At 66.6% G+C, this 9,211-nt stretch carries 13 protein-coding genes; 11 read left to right on the forward strand and 2 right to left on the reverse strand.

Annotated features, from left to right (window positions below):
* Window positions 1-136 precede the first annotated feature (136 nt).
* Complete coding sequence (locus VE25_RS17965; protein WP_046110044.1) at window positions 137-973, reverse strand: class I SAM-dependent methyltransferase; 837 nt, start codon at window positions 971-973, stop codon at window positions 137-139.
* Between the two features lie 227 nt (window positions 974-1,200).
* Between VE25_RS17965 and VE25_RS17970 the strand changes: the two genes are divergently transcribed.
* The 5 genes from VE25_RS17970 (at window position 1,201) to VE25_RS17990 (ending at window position 4,632) form a co-directional block, all read left to right on the forward strand.
* On the forward strand, window positions 1,201-2,010 hold the full coding sequence (locus tag VE25_RS17970) for a ComF family protein (protein WP_244466974.1): 810 nt from the start codon (window positions 1,201-1,203) through the stop codon (window positions 2,008-2,010).
* 26 nt (window positions 2,011-2,036) lie between these two features.
* The gene (gene grxC / locus VE25_RS17975; RefSeq protein ID WP_046110045.1) at window positions 2,037-2,291 is read left to right on the forward strand and encodes a glutaredoxin 3; all 255 of its coding nucleotides are present in this window, start codon (window positions 2,037-2,039) and stop codon (window positions 2,289-2,291) included.
* Window positions 2,292-2,303: 12 nt separating this feature from the next.
* Window positions 2,304-3,143 carry a carbon-nitrogen hydrolase family protein gene (locus VE25_RS17980; protein WP_244466975.1) on the forward strand — a complete coding sequence of 280 codons (840 nt, stop codon included), beginning with the start codon at window positions 2,304-2,306 and terminating at the stop codon, window positions 3,141-3,143.
* Between the two features lie 61 nt (window positions 3,144-3,204).
* The gene (locus VE25_RS17985; protein ID WP_046110046.1) at window positions 3,205-3,630 is read left to right on the forward strand and encodes a DUF1178 family protein; all 426 of its coding nucleotides are present in this window, start codon (window positions 3,205-3,207) and stop codon (window positions 3,628-3,630) included.
* Window positions 3,631-3,759: 129 nt separating this feature from the next.
* The gene (locus VE25_RS17990; RefSeq protein ID WP_046110047.1) at window positions 3,760-4,632 is read left to right on the forward strand and encodes an aldo/keto reductase; all 873 of its coding nucleotides are present in this window, start codon (window positions 3,760-3,762) and stop codon (window positions 4,630-4,632) included.
* 284 nt (window positions 4,633-4,916) lie between these two features.
* Here the strand turns inward: VE25_RS17990 and ilvD are convergent, their stop codons facing one another.
* Window positions 4,917-6,758, reverse strand: a complete 1,842-nt coding sequence (ilvD, locus tag VE25_RS17995; RefSeq protein WP_046110048.1) for a dihydroxy-acid dehydratase — start codon at window positions 6,756-6,758, stop codon at window positions 4,917-4,919.
* A gap of 372 nt (window positions 6,759-7,130) precedes the next feature.
* On the opposite strand from ilvD, the gene VE25_RS18000 reads away from it, so the two are divergent.
* The 6 genes from VE25_RS18000 to VE25_RS18025 all read left to right on the forward strand — a co-directional run bounded on the left by VE25_RS18000 (window position 7,131) and on the right by VE25_RS18025 (window position 8,888).
* On the forward strand, window positions 7,131-7,340 hold the full coding sequence (locus VE25_RS18000) for a cold-shock protein (protein WP_046110049.1): 210 nt from the start codon (window positions 7,131-7,133) through the stop codon (window positions 7,338-7,340).
* Between the two features lie 237 nt (window positions 7,341-7,577).
* A complete protein-coding gene (locus VE25_RS18005) occupies window positions 7,578-7,877 on the forward strand; it encodes a hypothetical protein (protein WP_046110050.1) in 300 nt (99 codons plus the stop codon).
* A gap of 10 nt (window positions 7,878-7,887) precedes the next feature.
* A complete protein-coding gene (locus VE25_RS18010; protein ID WP_046110051.1) occupies window positions 7,888-8,139 on the forward strand; it encodes a hypothetical protein in 252 nt (83 codons plus the stop codon).
* Complete coding sequence (locus tag VE25_RS18015; RefSeq protein ID WP_046110052.1) at window positions 8,136-8,420, forward strand: hypothetical protein; 285 nt, start codon at window positions 8,136-8,138, stop codon at window positions 8,418-8,420. The genes VE25_RS18010 and VE25_RS18015 overlap by 4 nt, the downstream gene beginning before the upstream one ends.
* A gap of 44 nt (window positions 8,421-8,464) precedes the next feature.
* Window positions 8,465-8,662, forward strand: a complete 198-nt coding sequence (locus VE25_RS18020) for a hypothetical protein (RefSeq protein WP_046110053.1) — start codon at window positions 8,465-8,467, stop codon at window positions 8,660-8,662.
* Complete coding sequence (locus VE25_RS18025; RefSeq protein WP_046110054.1) at window positions 8,643-8,888, forward strand: hypothetical protein; 246 nt, start codon at window positions 8,643-8,645, stop codon at window positions 8,886-8,888. The genes VE25_RS18020 and VE25_RS18025 overlap by 20 nt, the downstream gene beginning before the upstream one ends.
* The last annotated feature ends 323 nt before the right edge of the window (window positions 8,889-9,211 follow it).

Consider the following 9,211-nt stretch of genomic DNA (forward strand, 5'->3'; position numbering starts at 1 on the left):
CGCGCTTGACCAGGTCCGTTCCGCCACATCCAGGGCAATCCATCTCATCGCCTCCTCGTGCAAATCACTTCGCACAGAAGAATCCCAAAAGCGATCCGTGTAAACACTTCCCCTCAAGGGGGAGGGGGGCGCAGCCTCACCTTCCCGTCTTGTCCCCCAGCACCTTCGTCAAGCTCACCGTGGCACTCCCAGGCTTCAGCGGCTTCTGCTGGCTCTCGTGCGGGGCCCAGCCGGAAAGCCAGAGGATTTCGAGCGTTGCGCGCACCCGCCCGTCATGGTCGCCGGCGATATGCTCGTAGGCCTCGCAGGCCGCCGCGATGAGGCGCGGGGTCGCCATGCGCCCCGGCCGGTCGAGAAGCGGATTGGCGGCGCCCAGGGCCTTCACCTCGCGCATCAGCGCCAGCGGGCTCGAATAGCGCACCACATGCGTTTCGACGTCCGCCACCGGCAGCGCCAGTCCCGCCCGCTGCAGCAGCCCGCCGCCGTCGCGCACCGGGATGAAGGGGGCCACGCGCGCATAGGCGCCGCCGCTCACCTGCGTATCGGCGGTGAGGAACGCGTTGCGCAGTTCCGTCAGGCTCTCCCCGCCGAGCGCCGCGACGAGCAGCAGCCCGTCCGGCGCCAGCGCCAGCGTCAGCTGCTTCAGATACCCCGGCACGTCGTTGACGACCTGCAGGTCGAGGAGCGAGACGACGAGGTCGTAGCCCTCCCCCGGCAGGTCGAGCACATCCTCGCGCCCCAGCGTCGACAGTCGCCGGAACTCGAACGGTCCCAGGGCCGTGCGCCCATGCGCCGGCAGCGCCTCGACGTCCGGCCCCAGCACCAGCGCCTTGCCGATCCGCCGCGTCAGCGTCGCCAGCCGCTCCTCGAGATCGGCGAGCACGAGGCGCGTGACGAAATCGTCCCGCTCCTCCGGCCGGCGGGCCAGGTTGCGGGCGACGCGCGCGCGATCGAAGATTTTCGGAACGGTCATTGGCGTGCTCTCTGCCTTCAGTCCGGCAATACTCCTCTCGCGCCTCTCTTCACAAGGCCCCCTCATCCGGCGCTGCGCGCCACCTTCTCCCACGAGGGGAGAAGGGAGGGTGGTCCGATGAGGGTTTTGATGCGAGAACATCTTTCGGCAAAATGCCGGCGCGGGGCACCTCCCCTTCTCCCCTCGTGGGAGAAGGTGCCCCCGCAGGGGGCGGATGAGGGGGTGCTGTGACCGAGACCATCGAATCCGAAGACCGCGTTCCCTTGCGGCAGCGCCTGCGGCAAGCGGCTGCCGGCGTTCCGCGCGCCGTCGGCCGTTTCGTGCTCGACAGCCTCTACCCGCCGGTGTGCCTTGCCTGCGAGGCGCCGCTTGCCGATGCCGATACGCTCTGTGCCCAATGCTTCGGCAAGCTCAAGCCGATCACCGCGCCGCTCTGCCCGCGGCTCGGGCTGCCCTTCGCCGTCTCCATCGGTCCCGGCGCGCTTTCGGCCGAGGCGATCGCCGATCCGCCGCCGTTCGAAAGCGCCCGGTCCGCCGTCGTCTACAACGAGGTGGCGCGCACCCTCGTTTCGCGCCTCAAATACGGCGACCGGCCGGAGCTTGCCCGCTACATGGCGCGCCTCATGGTCCAGGCCGGTGCCGGGTTCTGGGCGGAAAAGCCCTTGATCGTGCCGGTGCCGCTGCATCCGACGCGCCAGTTCGCCCGCCGCTACAACCAGTCGGCCGAGCTTGCCGTGGCGATCGCCCGGCTCACCGGGCTCCGTGTCGATGCCGCGCTCATCAGGCGCACCCGGCGCACCCGCCAGCAGGTGGGGTTGACCCATGATGCGCGCGCACGCAACGTCGCCGGGGCGTTCGCGGCGCACCCCGAGGCGCTCAAGCGCCATGGCGGGCGCGGCGTGGTCCTCGTCGACGACGTCTATACCACCGGCGCGACCCTCAAGGCCGCGACGCGTGCGCTGAAACGCGCGGGCGTGGGGCGCGTCGATGTGCTCACCTTCGCGCGCGTTGTCACGGGCGGCGAATTGCCCATATAAGGTGAAAAGTTATCCGGAGTTTTCCGATGGCCAAGATCGAGATCTATACAACCCCGACCTGCCCCTACTGCCACGCCGCCAAGTCGCTCCTTGCCGACAAGGGCGCCGACTATACCGAGATCACCGTGCTCGACCCGGAGCTGCGCGCCGCCATGACGCAGCGTGCCCATGGCCGGCGCACCGTGCCGCAGATCTTCATCGGCGACACGCATGTGGGCGGCTACGACGACATGGCCGCCCTCGACCGGCAGGGCAAGCTCGACCCGCTGCTCAACGGCTAGGCGGCTTTTCCGGTGAAGATCGCAGCTCTCCAGATGCGCTCGGGCATCGAGCCCGAGGCCAATATGGATGCGCTCGAGGCCCTGGCCGAGGAGGCCGCGGGGCAGGGGGCACGGTACCTCCTCTCGCCCGAGGTTACCGTCGTCTTCGCGGAGAGCCGCGAGCAGCTTGCTTCCATCGCCGGGCCGTATGAGGGCAACCCGCACCTTGAGCGCGCCGCCGGCATCGCCCGGCGCCACGGCGTCCACCTGCATGTCGGCTCGCTCGCCGTGGCATTGCCCGACGGGCGCTTCGCCAACCGCTCGGTGCTGTTTTCCCCGGATGGGCGGGTGGAAGCGACCTACGACAAGATCCACCTTTTCGATGCGACCCTTGCCGGATTGCGCGACTATCGCGAGAGCGCGACCTACAGGGGCGGCGAGCGGGCGGTGACGGCGCCGGTCGGCGATTTCACCCTCGGCCTCGCCATCTGCTACGACATGCGCTTTCCCCGGCTCTTCAACACGCTGGCCAAGAGCGGCGCGCAGGTGATGGCGGTGCCCGCCGCCTTCACCGTGCCGACGGGCGAGGCGCACTGGCACGTGCTGCTGCGCGCCCGCGCCATCGAGACCGGCTCCTACGTCATCGCCGCCGCCCAGGGCGGACACCACGCCAACGGTCGTGCCACCTACGGGCACTCGCTCATCGTCAACCCCTGGGGCCGGATCGTTGCCGAGGTCGAAGGCGACGCGCCCGGCGTCATCGTCGCCGAGGTGGAGCTGGAGAAGGTCGCGGATGCCCGCGCCCGCATCCCCGTCCTCGCCAACGAGCGCGATTTCGCGCCCGATCCGGTTTTGCCGGTCGGCGTCATTTAAGATAAACCGTTAACGAAAGAGGTCCACACTGGACCTTGCGCATAAAGGACGCACTGCCCCCGTGATCCAGTATTCGCTCCATTGCGAGAAAGGCCACCAGTTCGACGCCTGGTTCAAGAGCGCCGCCGCCTATGACGAGCAGCACCAGCGCGGCATCGTCACGTGCCCCGTGTGCGACAGCCACGCCGTCGACAAGTCGCTGATGGCTCCCGCCGTCAGCCGCGCCAATTCGGAAAAGGTCTCGCTTTCCATCGGCCACCCCGAGCACGCCCGCATCCGCGAGGCGCTGAAGGCCTTGCACCACAAGGTGACGAGCGAAGCCGACTATGTGGGCGACAAGTTCGCCGAGGAAGCGCGCAAGATCCATTTCGGCGAGGTCGACCCCCGCGGCATCTACGGCGAAGCCTCGCGCGAGGAAGTCGCCGCCCTGATCGAAGACGGCGTCGACTTCATGCCCCTGCCGACGGTGCCCGACGAGCACAACTGATTTACGCCATATAAGCCGCGTCGCGAGGCTTGATCGCGCGTGCGACCGTTCCGATATGGTCGGGGTTCCCTCCCCCTTCCGGGCCAGCTCTCGCAGCTCCTTCCGGCCCGGCCTCATCGGAGACTTCTCATGGCAGAACTCAACGCGGCCCTTTCGGGCACATTCGCCATTGGCGGCGACCTCACGGTCAACCGGCTCGGCTTCGGCGCCATGCGCATCACCGGCCAGGGCATCTGGGGCGACCCGGCCGATCCGGCCGAGGCGCGCGCCACGCTCGCCCGCGTGCCCGAACTCAACGTCGATTTCATCGACACCGCCGAAAGCTACGGCCCCTATGTCAGCGAGGAGATGATCGGCGAGGTGCTGGCGCCCTATGCCGGGGGCACGATCATCGCCACCAAGGGCGGGCTGACCCGCACCGGCCCCGGCGAGTGGCCGCCGCTCGGCCGGCCCGAGTTCCTGCGCCAGGGCGTGATGATGAGCCTGCGCCGCCTCAAGCTCGAGCGCATCGACCTCTGGCAGCTGCACCGGATCGATCCCGCCACGCCGCGCGCCGAGCAGTTCGGCGTCATCGCCGACATGCAGAAGGAAGGCCTCATCCGCCATGCGGGCCTGTCGGAGGTGAGCGTCGCCGACATCGAGGAGGCATCGAAATACTTCAAGGTCGCCACGGTCCAGAACCACTACAACCTCACCAACCGCAAGAGCGAGGACGTGCTCGACTATTGCGCGGCGAACGGCATCGGCTTCATCCCGTGGTACCCGCTGGCCGGCGGCGAGCTGACGAAAATCAGCGAGGCGTTCGGCCAGATCGTTTCCAGGTACGGGGCGACGCCCAGCCAGATCGCGCTCGCCTGGGTACTCAAGCGCTCGCCGGTCATGCTGCCGATCCCCGGCACCGGCAAGGTGGCGCATCTCGAGGAAAACGTCGCCGCCGCCGCCATCGATCTCTCGGACGAGGATTTTGCCACGCTCGACGCCGTCGGCAAGGCCGCGGGGTGATACCGGCTCTTCTTGCCTGAGGGCTATCGCATATGCACCCGAAAGGGGTAGCAGGCGCGTTCCCCTCTCCCCTTGTGGGAGAGGGACAGATTTTCCGCGTTCAGCGGAAAATCAGGGTGAGGGGTCTGCGATGCTGCAACAGCGCCGGCGCTCATGACAGCCCCCCTCATCCGGCGCTTCGCGCCACCTTCTCCCACGAGGGGAGAAGGAAGGGTGCCACTCACCCCTCTCCCCTCGCGGGAGAGGGTGGATCGGCCGGAGGCCGAGCCGGGTGAGGGGGACGGCTATCCCAAATCCCCCAAATCGCGCACCGCACCCCTTGCCGCGCTCGTCGCGAACGCCGCGTAGGCCTTGAGCGCCGTGGTCACGTTGCGCTTCCTCGGATGCTCGGGCTTCCAGCCCTTGGCCTCCTGCTCGGCGCGGCGCCGCTCCAGTTCCGCCGCCGGAACCTTGAGGTTGATCGTGCGGCCGGGGATATCGATCTCGACGATATCCCCCTCGTGCACCAGCCCGATCGTGCCGCCCTCGGCTGCTTCCGGCGAGACGTGGCCGATCGAGAGCCCCGAGGTGCCGCCCGAGAAGCGTCCGTCGGTGACGAGGGCGCAGGCCTTGCCGAGGCCCTTCGACTTCAGGTAGCTCGTGGGATAAAGCATCTCCTGCATGCCCGGCCCTCCGCGCGGCCCCTCGTAGCGGATGACGAGGACATCGCCTTCGCGGATCTCGTTGGAAAGGATGGCCTTGACCGTCGCGTCCTGGCTCTCGAACACGCGGGCCGGCCCGGTGAACTTGAGGATCGACTCGTCCACCCCTGCTGTCTTGACGATGCAGCCGTCGACCGCGAGGTTGCCCTTCAGGACCGCAAGGCCGCCGTCGCGCGAGAACGGATGCTCGGCCGAGCGGATGACGCCCTCCTTGCGGTCGAGGTCGAGCTCGGCCCAGCGGTTGGACTGGCTGAAGGCCTGCGTCGTGCGCACGCCTCCGGGCGCGGCCATGAAGAACTGGCGCACGGCTTCCGAATTGGTGCGGCTGATGTCCCAGCGGTCGAGCGCGTCGCCGATGGTCCTGGTGTGCACCGTCGGCACGTCGCGGTTGATGAGGTCGGCGCGGTCGAGCTGGCCGAGGATGGCCATGATGCCGCCGGCCCGGTGCACGTCCTCCATGTGGACGTCGGCCTTGGCCGGCGCGACCTTCGACAGCACCGGCACCCGGCGCGAGAGCGCGTCGATGTCGTCCATGGTGAAATCCACCCCCGCCTCGTGGGCGGCGGCAAGAATATGCAGCACGGTGTTGGTCGACCCGCCCATGGCGATGTCGAGCGTCATGGCGTTCTCGAAGGCTTGCTTGGTCGCGATGTTGCGGGGCAGGGCCGTCTCGTCCTCGTCCTCGTACCAGCGGCGGGCAAGGTCGACGATCAAATGCCCGGCTTCCTGGAAGAGGCGCTTCCTGTCCGAGTGGGTGGCAAGGGTCGACCCGTTCCCCGGCAGCGAGAGGCCCAGCGCTTCGGTGAGGCAATTCATCGAGTTGGCCGTGAACATGCCCGAGCACGAGCCGCAGGTGGGGCAGGCGTTCTCCTCGAAGGCCTGCACCTCGGCATCCGTATAGTGCTCGTCGGCGGCCACGACCATGGCGTCGACGAGGTCGACGGCCTGGAGCTTGCCCTTGTGCAGGACCTTCCCCGCTTCCATCGGCCCGCCCGAGACGAAGACGACGGGGATGTTGATGCGCATGGCCGCCATCAGCATGCCGGGGGTGATCTTGTCGCAGTTGGAGATGCACACCATCGCGTCGGCGCAATGGGCGTTGACCATGTATTCGACGCTGTCGGCGATGAGGTCGCGCGAGGGGAGCGAATAGAGCATGCCGTCATGGCCCATGGCGATGCCGTCGTCGACCGCGATGGTGTTGAACTCCTTGGCCACGCCCCCCGCCGCCTCGATCTCGCGCGCCACCAGCTGCCCGAGGTCCTTGAGGTGCACGTGCCCCGGCACGAACTGGGTGAAGGAGTTGACGACGGCGATGATCGGCTTGCCGAAATCGCTATCCTTCATCCCCGTCGCCCGCCAGAGCCCGCGCGCGCCGGCCATGTTGCGGCCATGGGTGGTGGTGCGGGAACGATAAGCTGGCATAATGTCCTCGGGTCTTTTCTCACGCGGCGGCACGCGGCGACGGGGCTGCGTGCGGGATTTTGGAGAGTCTGTTTAGACCCATTCCAGGGACGAGGCAAGGAAAACCGTACCGTAACGTACGGTACGCAAGCCCGCGACGAATTCCTGGAGTTGGAGCGTCCCGGGCAATCTGGAGATGGTGGTCCGTCTTGAAACGAACACTATGCGTACCTACGTATAGGATACGTTTTCAGCCGTTCATCGGCTGCCTGAACTTCCGGTTCACCGGTCCTTCGGACACCCCCTGATCCTTGCGAACGCTAGACCCTGCCCGGCATCGTGCCGGTAGGGAGCGACGGGCGCGCATGCGCCTTCCCAACGAAAGATCATGTCATGAACGAAGGTACCGTCAAATTCTTCAGTCCCAAACGGGGCTTCGGCTTCATCACTCCCGCAAGTGGCGGCAAGGACGCATTCGTCCATATTTCGGTGGTGGAGAAGGCAGGCCTTACCGGCCTCACCGAAGGCCAGAACGTCACCTACGACGTCGAGGAGGATCGTGGGGGCAAACCGTCCGCCGTCAATCTGCAGGTGGTGAAGTAAGCGTCTGCCGGGGTCGTTCGCGCCCCCGACGCACGTTTGCCTGTCAACGATGTCACACGATCTCAAAAGCGAGGCGGAGCGCCATTTCCGTCAATTGCCCGGTGATCCGGGCCAGACAACCCGTGCCGAGCGTTTCCTCAAATGGCGCGTCCAGCGGGAACGCGCCGCTGCCGAGGCTCGCCGCCTCGAAAAGCAGCGGCGCATGCGCGACCGCACCACCGGAAAGCCTGGTTAGGGATGTGGCACGCTTATACCAATGACGACTTGTTCGGCCACGGCACGGCCATTCTGATCACCGGAGGTGCTCTGCCGGTATCGATCGGTCCGGGAGATACCGTCGCCATCGAAACGCCGACCGGACGCCGGCTCGTGGTCGCGACGGCAATAGAGGGCGATAGCGGCATGACGCTGACCGACAAGCAGGGAATCAATCTCGTTTTGCTGAGGATCGAGGAGAGCCCCGCTTTCGAGGACTTCAAGCTTTCGGACGGCTTCAGCCGCCAGGTGTGGATCATAGAGCGTTGTGAGGATACGTAAGGAGACCGGCATGACCAGCTTCGATTATTCTGCTTTCGCCGAACTCTATCCGAGCCGCAATTTCCGCCACAAGCGCGTGCTGCGGTACCGGCGCTTCGCCACCGCTGCCGAGGCCCTGCGCTATGCCATGGAGCAGATGCCGCGCGAGCTTCTGGCGGGCTCGACGCTCGAAGTCGACGAGGAGCGCTTCGAAGCCGCCGAGATCGATGCATTGTACCGCGCACGGGATTATCCGCTGGCGCGGCCCATGGGGATTACATGACCGAACGCATCCGCCGCGACAATGCCTTGCGGGCCGCCGAGCAATACGCTCCCAGCCCCAAGAGCTCCATCCTGACCTATGGCATCGTCGCCATGGTTCTGGCCGGTATCCTGCTTTATGTCGTCAGCAGCTTCTACGATATCGACCTCTCGGGTCGTCCGCAGATCGTTGCCGGCATCATCGCGCTCGCCGTCGTCGGCGGCATCGGCTTGCGCTGGTGGCGCCGGCGCAAGAGCAACATTGCCTTCCAGACAGAGTACCAGCGGCGCTCGCAGCCATGAGCGTTCCGCCTTGGCTTGACCTCACATAATCAAGGGAGAGAAGCATGACCGGCAAGGTCGTTCCGTTTCATCGGCGCGGTTCCGTCTACCTGGCAACGCGCACCGAACGGCGTTTCGAGGGTTACCCGCGTTTTGCCAAGGCTTTCGGCCCGATCGGGGGCGTCGATACGGCGGGTGTCGACGCGCTGGCCGAGTCGACCCCGCAAACCGAGCGGTCCGACGATGTCCATCCTGTCCACTAGCCGCGTTACCTTCGCGCGTCCCTTCCAGCTGCCCGGCATGGATCGCGCGCATGCGCCCGGAACCTTCGAGGTCGTCATCGAACAGGAAGCCCTCGACGTTTCGTGGCCAGCTTACCGGCTCACGACCACGATCATGCTGACGAGCGGATCCCGGGTCGAGGCATGGCCGATTTCCGAGGCGCAGCTCAACGCGGCGCTGGCCGACGACGAAGCGGCGGGATCTTAGTCGCCTCGATATTGCAGCCAGAACGTGGCCACGCTTCCCGTACTTCCGGAGTGTCACTCCCATCGATAGGGCACCATCCCTTACCACCCACCGGCTGTCATCCCGGCGAAAGCCGGGACTCAGTAAACGATGGAGGTGTGGCTCGCGCTGTGACCTCCAAACAGAAATTCCCGCCTTTGCACCGGCGGTAGCGGGAGCAGCAGTGCGCGAACCGCTTGGCCGGTGTGTACTGGGTCCCGGCTTTCGCCGGGATGACAGCGGGGGGTAGGGGCACGACGGTGCCACAAGCACCATGCGTCCCCCTCCCCCTTGAGGGGAGGGGT

Source organism: Devosia geojensis (genome assembly GCF_000969415.1).
Classification (GTDB): domain Bacteria; phylum Pseudomonadota; class Alphaproteobacteria; order Rhizobiales; family Devosiaceae; genus Devosia; species Devosia geojensis.

What these genes read in the sequence shown, in the direction of transcription:
- VE25_RS18015 (WP_046110052.1), top strand. Translation starts at nt 8,136, where the DNA reads ATGACCGAACGCATCCGCCGCGACAATGCCTTGCGGGCCGCCGAGCAA.
- grxC (WP_046110045.1), top strand. Translation starts at nt 2,037, where the DNA reads ATGGCCAAGATCGAGATCTATACAACCCCGACCTGCCCCTACTGCCAC.
- ilvD (WP_046110048.1), bottom strand. Translation starts at nt 6,758, where the DNA reads ATGCCAGCTTATCGTTCCCGCACCACCACCCATGGCCGCAACATGGCC.
- VE25_RS17990 (WP_046110047.1), top strand. Translation starts at nt 3,760, where the DNA reads ATGGCAGAACTCAACGCGGCCCTTTCGGGCACATTCGCCATTGGCGGC.
- VE25_RS18000 (WP_046110049.1), top strand. Translation starts at nt 7,131, where the DNA reads ATGAACGAAGGTACCGTCAAATTCTTCAGTCCCAAACGGGGCTTCGGC.
- VE25_RS18025 (WP_046110054.1), top strand. Translation starts at nt 8,643, where the DNA reads ATGTCCATCCTGTCCACTAGCCGCGTTACCTTCGCGCGTCCCTTCCAG.
- VE25_RS18010 (WP_046110051.1), top strand. Translation starts at nt 7,888, where the DNA reads ATGACCAGCTTCGATTATTCTGCTTTCGCCGAACTCTATCCGAGCCGC.
- VE25_RS18005 (WP_046110050.1), top strand. Translation starts at nt 7,578, where the DNA reads ATGTGGCACGCTTATACCAATGACGACTTGTTCGGCCACGGCACGGCC.
- VE25_RS17965 (WP_046110044.1), bottom strand. Translation starts at nt 973, where the DNA reads ATGACCGTTCCGAAAATCTTCGATCGCGCGCGCGTCGCCCGCAACCTG.
- VE25_RS18020 (WP_046110053.1), top strand. Translation starts at nt 8,465, where the DNA reads ATGACCGGCAAGGTCGTTCCGTTTCATCGGCGCGGTTCCGTCTACCTG.